Source organism: Hephaestia sp. MAHUQ-44, assembly GCF_023806085.1.
Taxonomy (GTDB): domain Bacteria; phylum Pseudomonadota; class Alphaproteobacteria; order Sphingomonadales; family Sphingomonadaceae; genus Sphingomonas.
In genome coordinates this window covers 1-20,425 of record NZ_JAMSLX010000009.1, presented here as the reverse complement: position 1 = coordinate 20,425, position 20,425 = coordinate 1, and the positions used below count along the sequence as shown (strand labels likewise).

Sequence of the window (20,425 nt, the reverse complement as noted above, 5' to 3'; positions counted from 1 at the left end):
CCACGCCTTGCCAGTTCGAGGAGTCGCCGATGCCCGCCACCCTGCTCGCCACCCGCCGCGTCGAAAAGCCGTGGGGCCGCCACACGTTGTGGCCGGGTTTCGCCGATCCCGCGCGCGACGGCGAACCGGTAGGCGAAATATGGTTCCAGACCCCGGGCGACGCCAATCCCGATCTGCTCGTCAAATATCTGTTCACCAGCGAGAAATTGTCGGTGCAGGTCCATCCCGACGATCAGGCGGCGCGCAAGGCGGGCTATCCGCGCGGCAAGGACGAGGCCTGGCTGGTGCTCGCGGCCGAACCCGATTCGACGATCGCGCTGGGCACCCGGCGCCCGGTGGGTCGCGAGGAATTACGCGAGGCCGCGCTCGACGGCTCGATCGAGCAATTGCTCGACTGGAAACCGGTCAAGCAGGGCGATTTCTATTATTCGCCCGCGGGCACCGTCCACGCGATCGGCGCGGGGATCACGCTGATCGAGATCCAGCAGAATGTCGATCTGACCTATCGGCTCTATGATTACGGTCGCCCGCGCGAATTGCACCTCGATGCCGGGGTCGCGGTGAGCGAGGGCACCCCCTTCATCGCGCAGGCCGCGCCTGGCCGGATCGCGCACGACCGCACGATCCTCGCCGAAGGGCCCAAATTCGTGCTCGAACGCTGGCCCGCGGGCAAGCGCATCATAACGCTGCCCGACGGGCTCACCGGCTGGCTGGTGCCGGTAACCGGCACGGGCGTCGCCGAGGGCATCGCGTTCAGCGCAGGCGAATGCGTGACAGTAACCGGCAGCGCCGCGATCGAGATCGCCGAGGGTGGCGACGTGCTGTTCGCTTATCCGGGGGATCGGCGGATTTAGGCATTGTGCCGTAGATCAGTATCACCACGGTCCGTTCGTGCTGAGCTTGTCGAAGTACCATCCTGCTTGCGGTGTCGTCGAGAGAAAGAGCGGCCCTTCGACACGCTCAGGACGAACGGGCCAGGTTTAACGCTCTTCGCTCTAAGACACGCCCGTCATGCCGGACTTGTTCCGGCATCCAACGAGCCGCCAGCGATAGCGCCTTGTTGTGGGTTGGCCCCCGGAACAAGGCCGGGGTGACGAAATTCCTGGAGAGGCCTGCGTAGGAGCACCCGTGCCCTGCCCCTAGCCCTAACCCTTGCCGACCTCGGTCACGCTGCCGGCGAATTCCTCGAAATCCCTGGCTTCGCGGAAATCCTTATAGACGCTGGCGAAGCGGATATAGGCAACCGAATCGAGGTGCTTGAGCCCTTCCATCACCAATTCGCCGATGCGCCGCGCGGTGACTTCCGATTCGCCCGAGGTTTCGAGCTGGCGCTGAATCCCCGACACGAGCTTCTCGATCTGGACCGCGCCGATCGGGCGCTTGCGGCACGCCGTCGAAACCGAGCGGACCAGCTTGTCGCGCTCGAACGGCTCGCGGCGATCGTCGCTTTTGAAGACGATGAGATCGCGCAACTGGATACGCTCGAACGTGGTGAAGCGCGCCGCACACGCCTCGCACTGTCGCCGGCGCCGGATCGCCGCCCCATCCTCGGTGGGGCGGCTGTCCTTCACCTGGCTCGCCTCATGGCCGCAAAACGGACAGCGCATTTATGCGTCCTGCCGGACGAGCGGCACCGGCCCGCTCCCCCACCCGGCCTCCCATAGGATATACTGCCGTTGGGAGGCCGGGTGGGGGAGCGGGCCGGTGCCGCCGGCGCGTGAACGCCCGGCTTCACACATAGATCGGGAAGCGTTCGCACAGCGCGTGCACGCGCGCGCGAACCTCGGCCTCGACCTGCGGGTCACCGGCCTCACCCTTGGTACGCAGGCCTTCGAGCACATCGGCCACCATGTTGCCGATCTCGCGGAATTCGGCGACGCCGAAGCCGCGCGTCGTGCCCGCCGGGCTGCCGACCCGGATGCCGCTGGTCTTGACCGGAGGCAGCGGATCGTTGGGGATGCCGTTCTTGTTGCAGGTGATCGCCGAACGCTCGAGCGCCTCGTCGGCATCGCGGCCGGTAACGCCGAGCGGGGTCAGATCGACCAACGCGAGATGCGTATCAGTGCCGCCCGAGACGAGGTTGGCGCCGCGCTCCTTGAGCGTCGATGCCAGCACCTTGGCATTCTCGACCACGGCGGCGGCATAGCCCTTGAATTCGGGGCGCAGCGCTTCGCCGAACGCGACCGCCTTGGCGGCGATGACGTGCATCAGCGGGCCGCCCTGAAGCCCCGGAAACACCGCCGAATTGATCTTCTTCGCGATGCCCTCGTCATCGGTGAAGATCGCGCCGCCGCGCGGGCCGCGCAGCGTCTTGTGCGTGGTCGTGGTGACGATGTGCGCGTGGCCGAACGGCGTGGGATGGACGCCGCCCGCAACCAGCCCCGCGAAATGCGCCATATCGACCATGAAATAGGCGCCCACCGCGTCGGCGATCTCACGGAAACGGGCGAAATCGATATGGCGCGGATAGGCCGACCCGCCGGCGATGATCAGCTTGGGGCGCTGCTCCTTCGCCAGTTGCTCGACCTGATCGAAATCGATCCGGTGCGTGTCGGGGGTGACGCCATAGGAAATCGCGTTGAACCATTTGCCCGACATCGCCGCGCGCGCGCCGTGCGTCAGATGACCGCCCGAATCGAGGCTCAGCCCCATGATCGTGTCGCCGGGCTTGGTGAGCGCGAGCATCACCGCACCATTGGCCTGCGCGCCCGAATGCGGCTGGACGTTGGCGAAGCCGCAACCGAACAGCGCCTTGGCGCGATCGATCGCGAGCTGCTCGACCTCGTCCGAGGGCGCACAGCCCTGATAGTAACGCTTGCCGGGATAACCTTCGGCATATTTGTTGGTGAACACCGAGCCCTGCGCCTCAAGCACCGCCCTGGAGACGATATTCTCGCTCGCGATCAGCTCGATCTGGTGGCGTTCGCGCCGCAGTTCATGCTCGACGCCCGCGAACACCGCAGGGTCCGCCTCGGCGAGCGTGCGGGTGAAGAAGCCGTCGGGCTGAACGTCGGCGAACGAGGTCGGGTTGGTGCTCATGCGGATTCCTTGGCGGTATCGGGGGAAGCGAGCTTGGCGACACGGGCCTGATGGCGGCCGCCGGCGAAATCGGTGGTGAGGAAGCGTGTAATGCACGCGCGCGCCATTTCCTCGCCGATGAGCCGCGCGCCGAGCGCGATCACATTGGCGTCATTATGCTCGCGCGCCAGCGCCGCCGACAGCGGTTCGCTGACGAGCGCGCACCGGCACGCGGGGTTGCGGTTGACCGCGATCGAAATGCCGATGCCCGAACCGCACAGGACGATCCCGCGATCGGCCTCCCCCGCGGCGATCGCGCGGGCCAGCCGATAGCCGTAATCGGGATAGTCGACGCTCGCGGGGCCATGGGTGCCGAGGTCGACGACCTCGTGATTCTCGCGCAGCCACGGCACGAGCATTTCCTTGAGCGCGACGGCGCCGTGATCGGACGCGATGGCAAGGCGCATGGCGGCCCTTTCGAGGACGAAAACAGAGATGGCGGCTCTTTAGAAGAGCCCGCCGGCAAACGCCACACCAGAAGCGCTATCGGTGCGGCAATCTCCTCCATCGGCGCGCGAGCCGGGAGCAACCGGCCGGCACGGCCGCGCAATCAGGCCGCGACGCGCAGCTCCAGCCGGCTCCAGATCTCACAGAGCGCGTGCACCAGATCGCGCATCATTGTCTCGTCATGCGTCGGCCCGGGCGTGAAGCGCAGCCGCTCGGTGCCGCGGGGCACCGTGGGATAATTGATCGGCTGCACATAGACGCCGTATTCGGCGAGCAGGATGTCGCTGATCTTCTTGGCCTTGACCGGATCGCCGACCATCAGCGGCACGATGTGCGTGGTCGATCCCATCACCGGCAGCCCGGCATCGCGCATCATCGCCTTGAGCATCGCGGCGGCAGCGTGCTGGCCCTCGCGCTCGACCGACGAGGCCTTGAGGTGCTTGACGCTCGCCAGCGCGCCCGCGACCAGCACCGGCGACAGCGAGGTCGTGAAGATGAAGCCCGGCGCATAGCTGCGGATCACGTCGATCACGGTGCGGTCGGCGGCAATATAGCCGCCCATCACGCCGAACGCCTTGCCGAGCGTCCCCTCGATCACGGTCAGCCGGTGTGCCTGCCCCTCACGCTCCGAAACGCCGCCACCGCGCGGGCCGTACATGCCGACGGCATGGACTTCGTCGAGATAGGTGAGCGCGTTATATTTGTCGGCCAGATCGCAGATCGCCGCGATCGGCGCGATATCGGCATCCATCGAATAGACGCTCTCGAACGCGATCATCTTGGGCGCGGTGGGATCGGCCTGGCTGAGCAATTCTTCGAGATGCGCGAGATCGTTGTGGCGGAAAATACGCTTCTCGCACCCCGCGTGGCGCATCCCGGCGATCATCGAGGCGTGATTCATCTCGTCCGAGAAGACGATCATGCCGGGGAACAACCGTGCCAGCGTCGACAGCGTCGCCTCGTTCGAGACATAGCCCGAGGTAAACAGCAGCGCGGCTTCCTTGCCGTGGAGATCGGCCAGTTCGCGTTCAAGCCCGACGTGATAATGTGTGTTGCCGCCGATGTTGCGCGTGCCGCCCGACCCGGCGCCGACATCGTGCAGCGCCTCTTCCATCGCCGCGATCACATCGGGATGCTGGCCCATCGACAGATAATCGTTCGAGCACCAGACCGTGATCGGCTTGGGCCCGTTATGCCCGGCAAAGCAGCGCGCGTTGGGATAGGAACCCTTGTTGCGCAGAATCTCGATAAAGACGCGATAGCGCCCCTCGGTGTGCAAGCGATCGATGGCCTGCGTGAACACGCGGGAATAATCGACGGCGGGCGGGCTCGACTCCTGGCTCATGCGGCTTCCCCTACCGCCACGGACGGCGGAATTCCAGTGGACATCTTGCCCCATGCCGTCGCTGACGGCCGGTGCGCGATCTGGTATAGATGGTTGCCACGGCTCCAAGGTTCCGAGTCGCGGCGCACCGTTTGTGGAGGAGCGCCCCTGAAATGATCGACCAGCACGCCTATTTCTCGCGCCGCGCGGCGCAGGAACGGCGGCTTGCCGACGCCGCGGCCGATTGCACCGCGCGCCACGCGCACCGCGTGATGGCGCGCCGCTATGCCGATCTCGCACTGGCGACGCCCAACCTCGACCGGCCGCTTCAAAGCGACACGATTCTGTCGAGCCCGCGGCTTTCCAGCGCGGGCGCCAATGCCTGGAGCGACGGATCGCGCCGCGTGAACACCGCGATCCCGCCGCGCGACTCGGGCCATTCCTGACCCTCGGTGAGCGCGGCGATGCGTCGCGCGATCCCGTCGCTGCCGTCGATGAAGCGCACCCGATGCGGCACCGCCGCGACAAGCTCCGGTTCGAGCAGCGGAAAATGGGTGCACGCATTGACGACCACGTCGATCGCCTCACCCCCAGGCTGGCCGAACAAGCCGTCCAGCGCGGCGCGCACCGCCGCCGGATCGAGCGCCACCCCGTGCAATTTGGCCTCGGCCAGTTCGACCAGCGCGGCCGATCCGTGGCGCAGCACCGTGCAATCGCCCGCGAATCGCGCCGCAAGATCATCGACATAGGGCTGACGCACCGTCGCATTGGTGCCGAGCACGCCGATCGTGCGCGTCTTGCTGAGCGCGGCGGCGGGCTTGATCGCGGGCACCGTGCCGACGATCGGCACGTCGAGCGCGGCGCGCACGCTTGCCAGCGCGATCGTCGAGGCGGTGTTGCACGCGATCACGATCAGCCGCGGCTGGTAGCGTTCGGCGAGCCGCCCCAGCAACGCGGGCACGCGCGCCTCGATCTCGCGCTCGCTGCGCGTGCCATAAGGAAAACCCGCCGAGTCGGCGGCGTAGACAAAGGACGCCTGCGGCAGCAGCGCGCGCGCGGAATCGAGCACCGAAAGTCCGCCGACCCCTGAGTCGAACACCAGTATCGGCCGCTCATCGCCCATCTTCGCGCTCCTACCGCAGCCATGGTGGCGGCGCCAGCCAAAGCGACCGGCGCGCAATAGCGACTTTTACCCACCGTCTCCCGTGGATTGTTGCGCCACGCCAACCTTCGGTTATGATCCCGATCAGGAAGGGGGGCCTTTTGGCAACCGACATGCTCTGGGTCGCACCCGCTTGTGCGCTGTTGCTCGGCTATGTGCTGGGGTCGATTCCGTTCGGGCTGCTGCTGACGCGGCTGGCCGGAGCGGGGGACCTTCGCGCGATCGGATCGGGCAATATCGGCGCCACCAACGTGCTGCGCACCGGCCGCAAGGGGCTGGCAGCCGCGACCTTGCTGCTCGATCTCGCCAAGGGTTGGGCCGCGGTCGCGATCGCCGCCGCGCTGTTTCCGGGCGACAGCCTGCTCGCCGCCGCCGCCGCATTCCTCGGCCATTGCTATCCGATCTGGCTCGGCTTTCGCGGTGGCAAGGGCGTCGCGACGCTGATGGGGATCGTACTCGCGCTGCACTGGCCGTGCGCGCTTGTCTACGCGCTGGTGTGGCTGGGATTGCTCGCGCTGCTGCGCATTTCCTCGGTCGCCGGGATCGTCGCGGCGATCAGCGCGCCGGTCAGCGCGGCGCTGCTCGGGCGGTTCGACCTCGTGCTGCTGCTGCTCGCGCTCGCGCTGCTCGTGGTGTGGAAGCACCGCGCCAATATCGGGCGCCTGCTCGACGGCACCGAACCGCGCCTCGGCCGGGCGCGTGGCTGACGCCGCGCACGTCGCGCGGCTCCGCCTTCTCCGCACGCCCCGGATCGGCCCGGTCTCCTATCGCCAGTTGATCGCACGATTCGGCGACGCGGCATCGGCGCTCGCCGCGCTTCCCGACCTCGCTCGGCGCGGCGGCGGCGCCGGCCCCGCGATCCCCGACGCGCGCACGATCGAACGCGAGATGGCGCGCACCGACAAGGCGGGCGCGGCGTATCTCTTTATCGACGATCCCGCCTATCCACCGCTGCTCGCCACGCTCGACGATGCCCCCGCGGCGCTTACGTGGCGCGGCGATCTGGCGCTGGCGGCGCGCACCACGGTGGCGATGGTCGGTGCGCGCAACGCCTCGGCCGCGGCGTGCCGGTTCGCACGGCAGCTCGCCAGCGAATTGGGGCGCGAGGAGGTGGCGGTGGTCTCGGGGCTGGCGCGCGGGATCGACACCGCCGCGCATGTCGGCGCGCTCGCTGGCGGCACGATCGCGATCGTCGCGGGCGGGATCGACGTCGCCTATCCGCCCGAAAACGCCGCCTTGCAGGAACGCATCGCGCAGGAAGGGCTGCTGATCGCCGAACAGCCGCCCGGCATCGAGCCGCGCGCGCGCCACTTTCCCTATCGCAACCGGATCATCGCCGGGCTCGCGCTCGGCACCGTCGTGGTCGAGGCGGCGCCGCGCTCGGGCTCGCTCATCACCGCACGATTGGCGGGCGAGGCCGGGCGCGAGGTGATGGCGGTGCCCGGCAGCCCGCTCGATCCGCGCGCGCAAGGCTGCAACACGCTGATCCGCGACGGCGCGACATTGGTGCAATCGGCCGCCGACGTGCTCGAGACGATCCGGCCGATCGACGCGCGCATGGTCCGCGCGCCCGGCAGCGATTACGCCCCCGCGCCACCGGTCGATGCCGACGATGCCGCGCGCCGAGGCGTGGAAAAGCTGCTCGGGCCGGTGCCGGTGGCGGTCGACGAGATCATCCGCCAGGCCGGGCTCGCGCCCGCGGCGGTGCAGACGGTGCTGCTCGAACTCGAACTTGCCGGGCGGCTCGAACGCCATGCCGGCGGCCGCGTCAGCCTCGCCTGACCGGCACGGCTTGACGACGAGTCGCGCCAGCCCCCATCTTCACGCGTACACACGAGAGAGAAAAACCAGCCTGTATGCAGCTTGTCATCGTCGAATCGCCCGCCAAGGCCAAAACGATCGAAAAATACCTGGGCGGCGATTATCGCGTCCTCGCCTCCTACGGCCATGTCCGCGACCTTCCTGCCAAGGACGGCTCGGTGAACCCCGACGACGGGTTCGCGATGGATTGGGAAAATTACGCCGACAAGGCGAAGCAATTGAAGGCGATCACCGATGAGGCCAAAAAGGCCGATCGCCTGATCCTCGCGACCGACCCCGATCGCGAGGGCGAGGCGATTTCGTGGCACGTCCAGGAAGTGCTCGCCAAGCGCAGGGCGCTGCCCAAGACGGTCGATCGCGTCACTTTCAACGCGATCACCAAACAGGCGGTGACCGAGGCGATGAAGGCACCGCGCGCGCTCGATACCGATCTGATCGACGCCTATCGCGCGCGCCGCGCGCTCGATTATCTGGTCGGCTTCACGCTCTCGCCAGTGTTGTGGCGCAAGCTGCCGGGCGCCAAATCGGCGGGGCGCGTCCAGTCGGTCGCGCTCCGGCTGATCGTCGAGCGCGAACGCGAGATCGAGGGCTTCAAGCCCCAGGAATATTGGTCGATCACCGCGCATCTCGAGGCCGACGGGCAGGGCTTCGACGCGCGACTGGTGCGCTGGAACGGCGACAAGATCGATCGGCTGACGATCGGCGCCGAAGCGCAGGCCATGGCCGCCAAAAAGGCGGTCGAGGACGGCAATTTCACGGTTCAGAGCGTCGAGACCAAGCCCGCGACGCGCAACCCGCCGCCGCCCTTCACCACCTCGACGCTCCAGCAGGAAGCCGCGCGCAAGCTCGGTTTCTCCGCCAGCCACACGATGCGGATCGCGCAAGGCCTCTACGAGGACGGCGCGATCACCTATATGCGCACCGACGGCGTCCAGATGGACGGCAGCGCGATCTCGGCAGCGCGCGTCGCGGTCACCAATCGCTATGACGCGAGCTATGTGCCCGACAAGCCACGCCAATATCAGACCAAGGCCAAGAATGCGCAGGAAGCGCACGAGGCGATCCGTCCCACCGATTTCGGCAAGGATCGCGCTGGTTCGGGCGATCACGCGCGACTCTATGATCTGATCTGGAAGCGCGCGCTGGCGAGCCAGATGGCCTCGGCACGGATGGAGCGCACCAGTGTCGAACTCACCGACGGCACCGGGCGCACCGCGTTGCGCGCGACCGGGCAGGTTGTGCTCTTCCCCGGCTATCTCGCGCTCTACGAAGAAGGCAGCGACGACAGTCAGGACGAAGACAGCAAGCGCCTGCCGCGGCTGCGCGAGGGCGACAAACCGGCCAAAAAGGGCGTCGATGCCGAGCAGCATTTCACCCAGCCGCCGCCGCGTTTCTCCGAGGCGAGCCTCGTCAAGCGGCTCGAGGAACTGGGGATCGGTCGCCCGTCGACCTATGCCTCGATCATCCAGGTGCTCAAGGACCGTAGCTATGTGCGGATCGAGAAGAACCGCTTCTTCGCCGAGGAATCGGGCCGGCTGCTGACCGCGTTTCTCGAACGCTTCTTCGAGAAATATGTCGCATACGATTTCACCGCCGATCTCGAGGACGAGCTCGACGATGTGTCGGGCGGGCGCGCGGCGTGGCAGGCGGTGCTCGAATCGTTCTGGCGCGATTTCAAGCCGCGCACCGCCGAGGTCATGGAGTTCAAGCCGTCCGAAGTGACCGCCGAGCTCGACACATTCCTCGAAAACTATCTGTTCCCGGCCAATGCCGACGGCAGCGATCCGCGGCTGTGCCCCAATTGCGGCGAGGGACGCCTCGCGCTGCGCGGCGGCCGCTACGGCGCGTTCGTCGCCTGCTCGAACTACCCCGAGTGCAAATTCACCCGCGCTTTCGCCCAGCCCGGCGGCGCGACGGGGGAAGACAGCACCCCCGAGGCGCTCGGCACCGATCCCGAGACCGGGCTGCCCGTCGAACGCAAGGTCGGCCGGTTCGGGCCCTATCTCCAGATCGGTGAGGGCAAGGAGGCCAAGCGCGCCTCGATCCCCAAGGATCTCGGCGAGCTCGATCTCGAGAGCGCGCTCAAGCTGCTCAGCCTGCCGCGCGTGATCGGCAATCATCCCGAAACCGGGCTGCCGATCGAAGCGGCGATCGGGCGTTATGGGCCGTATCTGAAGCATGACGGCAAATATGCCCGGCTCGGCAGCACCGCCGAGGTGTTCGAAACCGGCATGAACGCCGCGGTCGTCAAGCTCGCCGAAGCCGCCGAAAAGGGGCCGCGCGCACGCGGCGGTCGCGAGCCGCTCAAGGTGCTCGGCAACCATCCGCGCACCGAGCTTGAGATCAAGCTGATGGAGGGCCGCTACGGCGCCTATGTCACCGACGGCACGACCAACGCGACCTTGCCCAAATCGATCGAAAAGGACGCGCTGACGCTCGAGGAAGCGGCGCAACTGATCGATGCGCGCGCGGCCGCGGCGCCGGCAAAGAAGGGCCGTAAGGCGGCGAAGAAGCCCGCGGCCAAGAAACCCGCGGCCAAAAAGGCCCCGGCGAAGAAGAAGGCCGCCCCCAAAAAGGTCGCGGCGGAATAAAGAGAGACATCAGCGCCATATCCGTCACCCCGGACTTGTTCCGGGGTCCAAGGTGCCGCGCACCGCGACGGTTATGTTCTGCGGCACGTCGGATGCCGGAACGAGTCCGGCATGACGATTGGTGTTGGGCTGGGAGCCCGTTTGAGAATGCGGCCTTCGGCGCATGGCGGCACCGGCCCGCTCCCCCACCCGGCCACCCAATGCGATTATCCTATGGGTGGCCGGGTGGGGGAGCGGGCCGGTGCCGCCTCGGAAATCGCCCTTTCCGCGATTTCTCAAAAAGTTTCTCAGGCCGCGCGGCACTCGGTCGCGCTCAGCCAGGCGCGGGCCTGGCGCTGGGCTTCGGCGATCTCGCGCGCGCTCATGTCCTCGGCGATTTCGGCGCGGCACATCTGCGCTTCCTCGCTGCCGTGAACCGCGGCGAGGTTGAACCATTTGTGCGCCTCGACGAGATCGATCACCTCGCCGCCCGAGCCAGTCGAATAGAAAATGCCGAGATCGAAACAGGCGTTGCTGTCGCCATGTGCGGCCTTGTGCAGCCGGGTTTCGATCGGCAATTGTGCGGTCTTCAGGCGGTTGGCCATAAGAAACCTCCCCCAAAAAATTGACATTGATCGTCAATCTGGCGGGATGGTTTCAACAAATGGTTAACGCGGTTAACCCTGTTCGGGCGGCTCGACGGGCACATTATCGATCAGCCGCGTACCGCCGATCCGCGCGGCGGCGAGCACGCGCAGCGGGCGTGTGAGATCGGCCGACGGCTGCAACGTCTCGGCATCGACCACGGTCACATAATCGATCGCCTCGTAACCCGCCGCAAGCATCATCTCGCGCGCGGCGGTGAGCGCGTCTACGGGATCGACCCCGCGCCCGATCGCGCGCGCCGCAACCCCGAGCGCGCGCGGCAACGCCACCGCGCGCACCCGATCCTCATCGTCGAGATAGACGTTGCGTGAGGACAGCGCCAAACCGTCATCGTCGCGCTGGGTCGGCACGCCGACGATCTCGACCGCCATGTCGAGATCGCTCGCCATCCGGCGCACCACCGCGAGCTGCTGGAAATCCTTCTCGCCGAACAGCGCGACCTGCGGGCGCACCTGATTGAACAATTTGGCGACGACGGTGGCAACGCCGTCGAAATGGCCCGGCCGCGCGGCGCCGTCGAGCACCTCGCTCACCCCCGAGACGCTGATATTGCTGGCGAACCCCGCCGGGTACATCGTCTCGGCCTCGGGCATCCACAACAGATCGACCCCCGCCGCCTTGAGCATCCGCACGTCGGCGCCTTCGCGGCGTGGATAGCGATCGAGATCCTCGCCCGCGCCGAATTGCTTGGGGTTAACGAAGATCGACACCACGATCCGGTTCGCCAGCGGCTTGGCCGCCTCGATCAGCGCCATATGCCCGGCGTGGAGCGCGCCCATCGTCGGGACGAGCGCGATCCGCTCACCCGCCGAAACATAGGCGGCGAGCGTTTCGCGCAGCGCGGGGAGGTCACGGATCGTCAGCAAGCGTCACTATCCTTCGACAAGGTCGAGCGCGCCATCTATGGGGAGCGAGCGGTTCGAGCAACATGGAGCGACGACAGGTTTTGTCTGAGGGGCGGGAAAAAACGCACATCATCGTGTTCGCAAACGAAAAAGGCGGCACGGGAAAATCGACCACCGCGGTCCATGTCGCGATCGCGCTGGCGGCCAAGGGCGCGCGCGTCGCGGCGTTCGATCTCGATCATCGCCAGCGCACCACCGGGCGCTATCTGGATAATCGCGCGGCGACGATGGCCCGCACCGGCCGCGCGCTGCCGATGCCGATCCACGAAACGCACGACGGCGTGAGCGAGGAACGGTTCGAGGAGGCCTATGCCCGGCTTGCCGCCGATGCCGATTATCTGGTGATCGACACGCCGGGGCGCGACGATCGCTTCGCGCGCGTCGCCGCCACGCGCGCCGACACGCTGGTCACCCCGATGAACGACAGTTTCGTCGATTTCGATCTGATCGGGCAGGTCGACCCCGATACCTACAAGGTGACGCGCCCGAGCTTCTATTCGGAGCTGATCTGGGATGCGCGCAAGGTCCGCGCGAAATCGGACGGCTCGACGATCGACTGGGTCGTGCTCAGGAACCGTCTCCAGCATATCGAGGCGCGCAACATGCGCCGCGTATCAGAGGCGCTGGGCCAGCTCGCCAAACGGGTCGGCTTCCGCATCATTCCCGGGCTCGGCGAGCGCGTGATCTATCGCGAATTGTTCCCCAAGGGGCTGACGATGCTCGATGCCAAGGATTTCGGCGACATGGGGCTGAGCCACGTCGCCGCCCGGCAGGAATTGCGCGAGATGATGGCGGGGCTCGCACTGCCCGAGCCGACCATCCCGATGTTCGCGACCGCCTGAGCCGCGTGGGAATGATCGTCAAGCTCCTCATCGCGCTCGCCATCGGCTATCTCGGCTGGCGCTGGTGGAAGGGCCTGCGCCCCCGCAAGCCCGCGCAACAGACGTTCGCCATCACCCTCGACGAGGCCGAGGCACGCGCGATATTGGGGGTCGATGCCGATGCCGATGAGGAGGCGATCCGCGCCGCGCACCGCCGGCTGATGGTTGCGGTGCATCCCGATCGCGGCGGGTCGACCGAGCTTGCGCGCCGCATCAATGTGGCGCGTGATACCTTGCTGGCACGCCGCGATTGAACTTTTCCGGCGCTGGCCGATTTGGCGAGGGGACTGATCAAGGAGTTGTCATGACGCACCGTTTCGATCCCACCAGCCTGCGCGAATATGACATTCGCGGCATCGTCGGCACCACGCTCGGCGCCGCCGACGCGACCGCGATCGGGCGCGGCTTCGGCACCTGCATACGCCGCGCCGGTGGACGCCGTGTCGCGGTGGGCTATGACGGGCGCATCTCGTCGCCCGAGCTCGAACGGGCGCTGATCGACGGGCTGACGGCCTCGGGCGTGGACGTCATCCGTATCGGCATGGGCCCCACGCCGATGCTCTATTACGCCGAAGCGACGCTAGAGGTGGATGGCGGCATCCAGATAACCGGCAGCCATAATCCCGCCGAGTATAACGGCTTCAAGATGGTGCTTCAGCACAAGCCCTTTTTCGGCGAGGATATCCAGAAGCTCGGCCGGATGGCCGCCGAGGGCGATTGGGACGAAGGCGAAGGCACGGTATCGAGCGTCGATATCATCGACGCCTATGTCGATCGGCTGATGGTCGGCTATGCCGGCGGCAGCTATCGGATCGGCTGGGACACGGGCAACGGCGCCGCCGGCCCGGTGATCGAGAAGCTCGTAAAATTGCTCCCGGGTGAGCACCATACGCTCTTCACCCAGGTGGACGGTCATTTCCCCAATCATCATCCCGATCCTACCGACGAGAAGAATCTGGCCGATCTGAAGCGGCTCGTCGCGGACAAAAAGCTCGATTTCGGACTGGCTTTCGATGGTGACGGCGACCGGATCGGCGCGATCGACGGCGAAGGCCGCGTGATCTGGGGCGATCAGCTTCTCTCCATTCTGGCGGAACCCGTGCTGCGCGAAATGCCCGGCGCGACGATCATCGCCGATGTGAAGGCATCGCAGATGCTCTACGATCGCATCGCCCAGCTCGGCGGCAAGCCGCTGATGTGGAAAACCGGCCACAGCCTGATCAAGACCAAGATGCGCGAGACGCACGCGCCGCTGGCGGGCGAGATGAGCGGCCACATCTTTTTCGCGCACGATTATTACGGCTTCGACGATGCGCAATATGCCGCCGTCCGGCTGATCCGCGCGGTGCATATGATCGGCAAGCCGCTGACGCAGATCCGCGGCGAGATGCCCGAACTGGTCAACACCCCCGAGCTGCGCTTTCAGGTCGACGAATCGCGCAAGTTCGCGATCGTCGACGACGTGCTCGATCGGCTCGAGGCTGCGGGGGCCGAGGTCAACCGCACCGACGGCGCCCGCGTCAACACCCCCGACGGCTGGTGGCTGCTGCGCGCGTCGAACACGCAGGACGTGCTGGTCGCGCGCGCCGAATCGCACAGCCAGGAAGGGCTCGACCGGCTGGTGGCGCAGATCGACGATCAACTCGCACGCTCGGGCGTCGAACGCGGGCCGCAAGCCGGGCATTAAAAACGCCCCTGCCGCGAATGGGGTGGCAATCGCCCGCCGAGGCGCCCATTTAGGGGCATGTCCTCGCGTCAGATCATCCGCGTTATCGACCTTGAAACCACCGGTGCGGCGCCCCCGGCGCACGGCGTGTGCGAGATCGGCTGGCAGGATGTCGCGCTGGGCGAGGACGGGCGCTGGGCGCTCGAAGGCGACGGCGGATCGATCCTCGTCAATCCCGGCTGCCCGATTCCGCCGATCACCCAGGCGATCCACCATATCCTCGAAGAACAGGTCGCCGACGCCCCTTGGTGGCACGATGTCGCCCGCCAGGTGCTCGATCCGTGGCCGCGCCGGATCGCGCTCGCCGCGCATCGCGCCGATTTCGAGCAGCAATTCTGCACCCCGCCGCTCACCCACGGCGCCGATTGGATCTGCACGTGGAAATGCGCGATGCGGCTGTGGCCCGATTCACCGAGCTTCTCGAACCAGGTGCTGCGCTACTGGCGCAAGCCCGAGGGGCTGGTGCACGAACGCGGCCTGCCCATACACCGCGCCTTCCCCGACGCTTATGTGACCGCGCACCATCTGCGCGACATGCTGGGCGAGGCGAGCCTCGCGCAATTGCTCGAATGGTCGCGCCTGCCGGGGCTCTTGCCGCGCGTGCGCACCGGCCCCGATCGCGGCAAGGATTGGCGTGAGATCGACGAGGAGGTGGTGGTGGGCTTCACCTATGACCGCGACGTGGACGTGCGCTACACCGCCGAACAGGAACTCGCGCGGCGCCACGGCGGCGGCCCGGTCGGCCGCCAGGCCTTGCAGGGCGCGCTGCTTTAACCGAGCGCGGGTACCCGCCACCGCACCTCATCTCACCGCGTCGCCCCGGACTTGCTCCGGGGGCCAACGGACCGCAAGCGCTGCCGCTCGCGGAGAGTTGGATGCCGGAACCAGTCCGGCATGACGGCGACAGCGGCGCTGCCCTACGGCGCCGGCTTGCGGAATTTGTAGATGAACTCGTCGGTCACACCGCGCACCTTGGGATCGAACACCTTGAGCGTGTGATCGTCCGCCGGATGCGCCAGCACCGCGCTGTCGCCGACGAACTCGAACCCGGCGGCCACCACCTGAGTCTTGACGATCGCGGGATCGATCCGGTGCAGCGTATCGGTGTCGCGCAGCCCCGATCCGGCCTCGGCGGCGTGATCGATCACGACATAGATGCCACCGGGCTTGAGCGCCGCGAACACGCGCTTGTCGAACGCCATCAGCGCGTCGGCGCCGCCCTTGTTGGCGATGTCGTGGTAGTTCTGGACGGTCCAGAACAGATCGGCATTGCCCGGCAGCGGCTGATCGGGCGCCAGCGTTTCGGCGGTGACGTTGGCGAGGTTCTTCGCCTTGAGGTCGGCCAACCCCTGCGGGATCTTGTCGCCGGCACCGGGCCAGATCGCATAGACCTTGCCCTCAGGCCCCACGATGCCCGTGAAAATCCGCGACCAATAACCGGCGCCGGGGATGTAATCGATCACCGTGTCGCCGGCCTTGACGCCCGAAAAAGCGAGCGCCGCGGCGGCCTGCCGGCGCGCATCGTCGCCCGCCTGATCGGCGCGGGCAGGATCGGCGAGCGCCGCAGCGATGGCCTCGGTCGCCGCACTCTCCCCCTGATCGCTGGTCTGCGCGTTCGCGACGTCGACGGCCTGTCCGGTACACGCGCCGAGCGCGAAGATCGCGCAAGCGGTGGCGGCAACGATGGTCGGCAGCTTCATGGGGCCTCTCCTGTTTGTCGTGGTTACACGTCCAGATTGGCGACGCTGAGCGCGTTCTCCTGGATGAAGTCGCGGCGCGGCTCGACGACATCGCCCATCAGCCGAGTGAAAATCTCGTCGGCGATATCGGCTTGCTCGATTTCGACCCGCAGCATCGAGCGGTTGGAGGGATCGAGCGTGGTTTCCCACAATTGTTCGGCGTTCATCTCGCCCAGCCCCTTGTAGCGCTGGATCGACAGCCCCTTGCGCCCGGCCGCGAGGATCGCGTCGAGCAACTGGCTCGGTCGCGCCACCAGGCTCTCGCCCTTGCCGACGGTAACCGCCTCTACCTCGTCCTCATCCTCGGTCGCGTCGGTCGCGGCGCCGGCGCGGACCAGCTTGGCCACGGCGGTGTAGCTGTCGGCCTGTTCAGCGGCGAGCGCGTGCAGCTTGCGCGCCTCGGCCGAGGCGATGAAGCTTGCCTCGACGATGTGATGGTCGGTCACGCCGCGCCAGAAACGCTCGAAATGATAGCCGCCCAATTCGGTCGCCGACACCGTCCAGCGCGCACCCTCGTCGCCGCGGTCGAGCCGCCGGGTGACCGCCGCGGCACGCTCCAGCCGGTCCTCGCGCGACGCCAGCGGATCGAGCGCCCCGGTCAGCGCCAGCGCCTCGACGATGACGGGATCGTAGCGCCGCGGCACATAATGCATCAGCGTGCGCATCCGCCGCGCATGGTTGACCAGATCGTGCAGATCGGCACCCGAGCGCGCGCCGCCCGTCGTCTCGAGCATCGATCCCGCAACGCCGTTCTCGACCAGATAATCGTCGAGCGCGGCATCGTCCTTGAGATAGACTTCGCTGCGCCCGCGCGTCGCCTTATAGAGCGGCGGCTGGGCGATATAGAGGTGCCCGCGCTCGATGATCTCGGGCATCTGGCGATAGAAGAAGGTCAGCAGCAGGGTGCGGATATGCGCGCCGTCGACATCGGCGTCGGTCATGATCACGACCTTGTGATAGCGCAGCTTCTCGATGTTGAAATCGTCGCGGCCGATCCCGGTGCCCATCGCCTGGATCAGCGTGCCGATCTCGCGCGACGACAGCATCCGATCGAAGCGCGCGCGCTCGACGTTGAGGATCTTGCCGCGCAGCGGAAGGATCGCCTGAAAATGGCGGTCGCGGCCCTGCTTGGCCGAGCCCCCGGCCGAATCGCCCTCGACGAGGAACAGTTCGGACTTGGCGGGATCGCGCTCCTGGCAGTCGGCGAGCTTGCCGGGCAGCGAGGCGATATCCATCACCCCCTTGCGCCGGGTAAGATCGCGCGCCTTGCGGGCGGCCTCGCGCGCGGCGGCGGCATCGATCACCTTGCCCACCACCGCCTTGGCCAGCGCCGGATTCTCCTCGAGCCATTCGGCGAGCTTGTCCGCCATCAGGCTTTCCATCGGCTGGCGGACCTCGGACGAGACGAGCTTGTCCTTGGTCTGCGAGCTGAACTTGGGATCGGGCAGCTTGACCGAGACGATCGCCGACAACCCCTCGCGCATGTCGTCGCCGGTCAGCGTGACCTTTTCCTTTTTCAGCAGCCCTGATTTATCGGCGTAATTGTTGATCGTCCGCGTCAGCGCGGCGCGGAATGCGGCCATGTGCGTGCCGCCGTCGCGCTGCGGGATGTTGTTGGTGAAGGCGAGGACGTTCTCGTAATAGCTGTCGTTCCATTCGAGCGCGATCTCGATGCCGATATCGTCGCGCTGGCCGGTGATCGCGATCGGATCGGGGAACAGCGGCGCCTTGGTGCGATCGAGCCATTTCACGAACGCGGCGATGCCGCCCTCGTAATGCAGTTCGACTTCCCGGCGCTCCTCGCGCCGTTCGTCGGCAAGCACGATGCGCACCCCCGAATTGAGGAACGCCAGTTCGCGAAAGCGGTGCTCGAGTTTGTCGAAATCGAATTCGGTGATCTTGAAGGTCTCGTGGCTCGGCAGAAAGGTGACGCGCGTGCCCTTCTTGCCGTTGGCAGGCCCCACGACCTCAAGCGGCGCCTCCGGCTCGCCGTGCCGGAAGCGCATGAAATGCTCCTGGTCATGGCGCCAGATCGTCAGGTCGAGAAAATCACTCAGCGCGTTGACCACCGACACACCGACGCCGTGCAACCCGCCCGAGACCTTATAGGCATTGTCGTTGCCCGCATTGTCGAATTTGCCGCCGGCATGGAGCTGGGTCATGATGACCTCGGCCGCCGAGACGCCTTCTTCCTTGTGGATTCCGGTCGGAATCCCGCGGCCGTTATCCTCGACCGAGACCGATCCATCGGGGTTGAGCGTGATCAGAATCCGGTCGCAATGCCCGGCCAGCGCCTCGTCGATCGCATTGTCGGAAACCTCGAACACCATGTGGTGGAGGCCCGATCCATCGTCGGTATCGCCGATATACATGCCCGGCCGTTTGCGAACGGCGTCGAGGCCCTTCAGCACCTTGATGGATTCGGCGTCGTAATCTTTATGCTCAGGGGTGTCCGTCATGCCGGTCATATAGGGATTAACGCGCCCGAACGAAAGCAAAATGGGCCGATTCAGCGGGCCTGCGGTGGTTCACTGGCCCGGCGCGAGCGCCCGCGCCAGCGGCCGGTGGACGAGCGCGATGATCAGCGCGCCGGCAACGCCGATCGCGGCATCGAGCAGCCAGAAAGCGGTCGGCCCCAGCACTTCGTAATAGCTCCCGACCCACCCCATCGCGACCGAGCCGACGAACAGCGACAGGAAGGCGCCGCCCATCAGCGTCGCGTTCACCCTGGCGGGCGCCGCCTGCGAAATCAGCGCGAGCAGCGTCGGCCAGAAATAGAGGAACGCCACCCCCATCCCCGCAAACGGCAACACCGCGAACCAGGCGGGCACCTTCCCCGGCAGATACACCGCCGAACCGAGCGCGAACAGCGCCGCCGATACCCCCGCGAGCGCCGAGCCGATCGCGATCTTGCCGAGATCGCCCGGCTCGCGCCCGCGCTGCGCCTGCCAGCGCCAGTACGCGACCAGCGGCGGCACCGCGACGATGCTGACCAGCGCATCGATCGAATTGAACCACGATGCCGGGATCGCCCCGATCGGGGTCGCCAACGAAGCGTGCTCGGCGGCCCACAGGATGCCGACGTTCCAGATCATCGGATAGGCGATATTGGGCAGCACCGTCAGCGCGATCACCGCGATCAACACCCAGGTACGCCGCACCTCGGCCGCGGTCATCGGCGGGTGGACGCTGCGCGTCGCCGGGCCGCGATCGGCGGGCAGATGCCGCACCCCGGCGAGATAGGTCAGCATCGCGATCAGCATGAACGCGCCCGCGGTGCCGAAGCCGATATGCCAGCCGAACCGCGCCGCGAGCAGCCCGCAGACCAGCGGCCCGGCGACCGCGCCGGCGTTGATGCCGGCGGAAAAGATCGTGTACCCTTGCGTCCGCCGCGATTCCTCGGCCGCCGGGTAAAGCCGCCCGACCTGCGCCGAGATATTGCCCTTGAGCGCGCCCGACCCGAGGATCAGCAGCAGCAGCGCGACAAAGAAGCTGCTGTCGAACGCCATCGCGATATGCCCCGCGCTCATCAGCGCCGCGCCCAGGATCACGGTATTGCGCGTGCCCAGCCAGCGATCGGCGACGAATCCGCCGACGATGGGCGTGAAATAGACCAGCCCCGAATACCAGCCGAAGATGATCGACGCGAGCGCCTGATCGGAGGTGCCCGGCCCGAGCCCGAGCAATCCGCGCACCGCCGCCAGCCCCATGACATGCTCGACATGCCCCGGCAGCAACAATTGCTGGACCATGTAGAGCACGACCAGCGAGGTCATGCCGTAATAAGAGAAACGCTCCCACGCCTCGGTGAAGGCGAGATAGGCAAGCCCGCGCGGATGGCCGAAAAACACGCGATCCTGAGTCCCGGCGGTCATCGTCCCCCCACATGCGCCCTGGAGTGATTTCGAGCCGGATGAAATCATCTGGCGACTCGGAAATAACGGCAAACAAAGGATAATCTAGCGTCGATCCGGTTCGATTAGAGTCAGATGACCTCATGCTGACCCGTATCCTGCGTTGAGCAGATAGTTGCGGCATTCTGCTGGCGGGAAGGCGTCGAGCAAGGTGCCGATGCGTCGCCATGTTGTTTCGTGGGATCGTTCGGC

Annotated in this window: 18 protein-coding genes and 1 pseudogene; 8 read left to right on the top strand and 11 right to left on the bottom strand. The window is 66.7% G+C overall.

Annotated features, from left to right (window positions below):
• Window positions 1–29 precede the first annotated feature (29 nt).
• Window positions 30–854: a class I mannose-6-phosphate isomerase gene (locus NFE57_RS10980; protein WP_252135630.1), complete on the top strand. Its 825-nt coding sequence runs from the start codon at window positions 30–32 to the stop codon at window positions 852–854.
• Window positions 855–1,145: 291 nt separating this feature from the next.
• Here NFE57_RS10980 and nrdR read toward each other — a convergent pair whose 3' ends face one another.
• The 5 genes from nrdR to murI all read right to left on the bottom strand — a co-directional run bounded on the left by nrdR (window position 1,146) and on the right by murI (window position 5,972).
• Complete coding sequence (gene nrdR / locus NFE57_RS10975) at window positions 1,146–1,607, bottom strand: transcriptional regulator NrdR (protein WP_252135629.1); 462 nt, start codon at window positions 1,605–1,607, stop codon at window positions 1,146–1,148.
• Window positions 1,608–1,731: 124 nt separating this feature from the next.
• The gene (gene glyA / locus NFE57_RS10970; RefSeq protein ID WP_252135628.1) at window positions 1,732–3,039 is read right to left on the bottom strand and encodes a serine hydroxymethyltransferase; all 1,308 of its coding nucleotides are present in this window, start codon (window positions 3,037–3,039) and stop codon (window positions 1,732–1,734) included.
• On the bottom strand, window positions 3,036–3,485 hold the full coding sequence (gene rpiB / locus NFE57_RS10965) for a ribose 5-phosphate isomerase B (RefSeq protein ID WP_252135627.1): 450 nt from the start codon (window positions 3,483–3,485) through the stop codon (window positions 3,036–3,038). The genes glyA and rpiB overlap by 4 nt, the downstream gene beginning before the upstream one ends.
• A 143-nt stretch (window positions 3,486–3,628) precedes the next feature.
• A complete protein-coding gene (gene hemA, locus NFE57_RS10960; RefSeq protein WP_252135626.1) occupies window positions 3,629–4,870 on the bottom strand; it encodes a 5-aminolevulinate synthase in 1,242 nt (413 codons plus the stop codon).
• A 307-nt stretch (window positions 4,871–5,177) separates the two neighbouring features.
• The gene (gene murI / locus NFE57_RS10955) at window positions 5,178–5,972 is read right to left on the bottom strand and encodes a glutamate racemase (RefSeq protein WP_252135625.1); all 795 of its coding nucleotides are present in this window, start codon (window positions 5,970–5,972) and stop codon (window positions 5,178–5,180) included.
• 152 nt (window positions 5,973–6,124) lie between these two features.
• Between murI and plsY the strand changes: the two genes are divergently transcribed.
• From plsY to topA, 3 genes are all read left to right on the top strand, one after another.
• Window positions 6,125–6,718: a glycerol-3-phosphate 1-O-acyltransferase PlsY gene (plsY, locus tag NFE57_RS10950; RefSeq protein WP_252135730.1), complete on the top strand. Its 594-nt coding sequence runs from the start codon at window positions 6,125–6,127 to the stop codon at window positions 6,716–6,718.
• On the top strand, window positions 6,711–7,793 hold the full coding sequence (gene dprA / locus NFE57_RS10945) for a DNA-processing protein DprA (protein WP_252135624.1): 1,083 nt from the start codon (window positions 6,711–6,713) through the stop codon (window positions 7,791–7,793). Before plsY ends, dprA begins: the two co-directional genes overlap by 8 nt.
• A 74-nt stretch (window positions 7,794–7,867) precedes the next feature.
• Window positions 7,868–10,423, top strand: coding sequence for a type I DNA topoisomerase (gene topA, locus NFE57_RS10940; protein ID WP_252135623.1), 2,556 nt, complete (start codon window positions 7,868–7,870; stop codon window positions 10,421–10,423).
• 287 nt (window positions 10,424–10,710) lie between these two features.
• Here topA and NFE57_RS10935 read toward each other — a convergent pair whose 3' ends face one another.
• Together NFE57_RS10935 and panC are read right to left on the bottom strand one after the other, a co-directional pair.
• Complete coding sequence (locus NFE57_RS10935) at window positions 10,711–11,007, bottom strand: SEL1-like repeat protein (RefSeq protein WP_252135622.1); 297 nt, start codon at window positions 11,005–11,007, stop codon at window positions 10,711–10,713.
• A gap of 72 nt (window positions 11,008–11,079) precedes the next feature.
• Window positions 11,080–11,934: a pantoate--beta-alanine ligase gene (panC, locus tag NFE57_RS10930; RefSeq protein ID WP_252135621.1), complete on the bottom strand. Its 855-nt coding sequence runs from the start codon at window positions 11,932–11,934 to the stop codon at window positions 11,080–11,082.
• Between the two features lie 62 nt (window positions 11,935–11,996).
• Between panC and NFE57_RS10925 the strand changes: the two genes are divergently transcribed.
• From NFE57_RS10925 to NFE57_RS10910, 4 genes are read left to right on the top strand one after another with little or no spacing between them, the layout of a single operon-like run.
• Window positions 11,997–12,815: a division plane positioning ATPase MipZ gene (locus NFE57_RS10925; RefSeq protein ID WP_252135620.1), complete on the top strand. Its 819-nt coding sequence runs from the start codon at window positions 11,997–11,999 to the stop codon at window positions 12,813–12,815.
• 11 nt (window positions 12,816–12,826) lie between these two features.
• On the top strand, window positions 12,827–13,108 hold the full coding sequence (locus NFE57_RS10920) for a DnaJ domain-containing protein (protein WP_252135619.1): 282 nt from the start codon (window positions 12,827–12,829) through the stop codon (window positions 13,106–13,108).
• 50 nt (window positions 13,109–13,158) lie between these two features.
• On the top strand, window positions 13,159–14,541 hold the full coding sequence (pgmG, locus tag NFE57_RS10915; protein WP_252135618.1) for a phosphoglucomutase/phosphomannomutase PgmG: 1,383 nt from the start codon (window positions 13,159–13,161) through the stop codon (window positions 14,539–14,541).
• 57 nt (window positions 14,542–14,598) lie between these two features.
• Window positions 14,599–15,354, top strand: a complete 756-nt coding sequence (locus NFE57_RS10910) for an exonuclease domain-containing protein (protein WP_252135617.1) — start codon at window positions 14,599–14,601, stop codon at window positions 15,352–15,354.
• A 143-nt stretch (window positions 15,355–15,497) separates the two neighbouring features.
• Here the strand turns inward: NFE57_RS10910 and NFE57_RS10905 are convergent, their stop codons facing one another.
• The 4 genes and pseudogenes from NFE57_RS10905 to NFE57_RS10890 all read right to left on the bottom strand — a co-directional run.
• The gene (locus NFE57_RS10905; RefSeq protein ID WP_252135616.1) at window positions 15,498–16,280 is read right to left on the bottom strand and encodes a class I SAM-dependent methyltransferase; all 783 of its coding nucleotides are present in this window, start codon (window positions 16,278–16,280) and stop codon (window positions 15,498–15,500) included.
• 23 nt (window positions 16,281–16,303) lie between these two features.
• On the bottom strand, window positions 16,304–18,778 hold the full coding sequence (gene gyrB / locus NFE57_RS10900; protein ID WP_252135615.1) for a DNA topoisomerase (ATP-hydrolyzing) subunit B: 2,475 nt from the start codon (window positions 18,776–18,778) through the stop codon (window positions 16,304–16,306).
• 69 nt (window positions 18,779–18,847) lie between these two features.
• Window positions 18,848–20,194: a peptide MFS transporter gene (locus NFE57_RS10895; RefSeq protein WP_252135614.1), complete on the bottom strand. Its 1,347-nt coding sequence runs from the start codon at window positions 20,192–20,194 to the stop codon at window positions 18,848–18,850.
• Between the two features lie 120 nt (window positions 20,195–20,314).
• Window positions 20,315–20,425: pseudogene (locus tag NFE57_RS10890) on the bottom strand (IS630 family transposase); the annotation flags it as partial.

What these genes read in the sequence shown, in the direction of transcription:
- hemA (WP_252135626.1), bottom strand. Translation starts at nt 4,870, where the DNA reads ATGAGCCAGGAGTCGAGCCCGCCCGCCGTCGATTATTCCCGCGTGTTC.
- NFE57_RS10910 (WP_252135617.1), top strand. Translation starts at nt 14,599, where the DNA reads ATGTCCTCGCGTCAGATCATCCGCGTTATCGACCTTGAAACCACCGGT.
- NFE57_RS10980 (WP_252135630.1), top strand. Translation starts at nt 30, where the DNA reads ATGCCCGCCACCCTGCTCGCCACCCGCCGCGTCGAAAAGCCGTGGGGC.
- pgmG (WP_252135618.1), top strand. Translation starts at nt 13,159, where the DNA reads ATGACGCACCGTTTCGATCCCACCAGCCTGCGCGAATATGACATTCGC.
- murI (WP_252135625.1), bottom strand. Translation starts at nt 5,972, where the DNA reads ATGGGCGATGAGCGGCCGATACTGGTGTTCGACTCAGGGGTCGGCGGA.
- NFE57_RS10905 (WP_252135616.1), bottom strand. Translation starts at nt 16,280, where the DNA reads ATGAAGCTGCCGACCATCGTTGCCGCCACCGCTTGCGCGATCTTCGCG.
- gyrB (WP_252135615.1), bottom strand. Translation starts at nt 18,778, where the DNA reads ATGACGGACACCCCTGAGCATAAAGATTACGACGCCGAATCCATCAAG.
- glyA (WP_252135628.1), bottom strand. Translation starts at nt 3,039, where the DNA reads ATGAGCACCAACCCGACCTCGTTCGCCGACGTTCAGCCCGACGGCTTC.
- NFE57_RS10925 (WP_252135620.1), top strand. Translation starts at nt 11,997, where the DNA reads ATGGAGCGACGACAGGTTTTGTCTGAGGGGCGGGAAAAAACGCACATC.
- rpiB (WP_252135627.1), bottom strand. Translation starts at nt 3,485, where the DNA reads ATGCGCCTTGCCATCGCGTCCGATCACGGCGCCGTCGCGCTCAAGGAA.
- NFE57_RS10920 (WP_252135619.1), top strand. Translation starts at nt 12,827, where the DNA reads ATGATCGTCAAGCTCCTCATCGCGCTCGCCATCGGCTATCTCGGCTGG.
- plsY (WP_252135730.1), top strand. Translation starts at nt 6,125, where the DNA reads ATGCTCTGGGTCGCACCCGCTTGTGCGCTGTTGCTCGGCTATGTGCTG.
- topA (WP_252135623.1), top strand. Translation starts at nt 7,868, where the DNA reads ATGCAGCTTGTCATCGTCGAATCGCCCGCCAAGGCCAAAACGATCGAA.
- NFE57_RS10895 (WP_252135614.1), bottom strand. Translation starts at nt 20,194, where the DNA reads ATGACCGCCGGGACTCAGGATCGCGTGTTTTTCGGCCATCCGCGCGGG.
- nrdR (WP_252135629.1), bottom strand. Translation starts at nt 1,607, where the DNA reads ATGCGCTGTCCGTTTTGCGGCCATGAGGCGAGCCAGGTGAAGGACAGC.
- NFE57_RS10935 (WP_252135622.1), bottom strand. Translation starts at nt 11,007, where the DNA reads ATGGCCAACCGCCTGAAGACCGCACAATTGCCGATCGAAACCCGGCTG.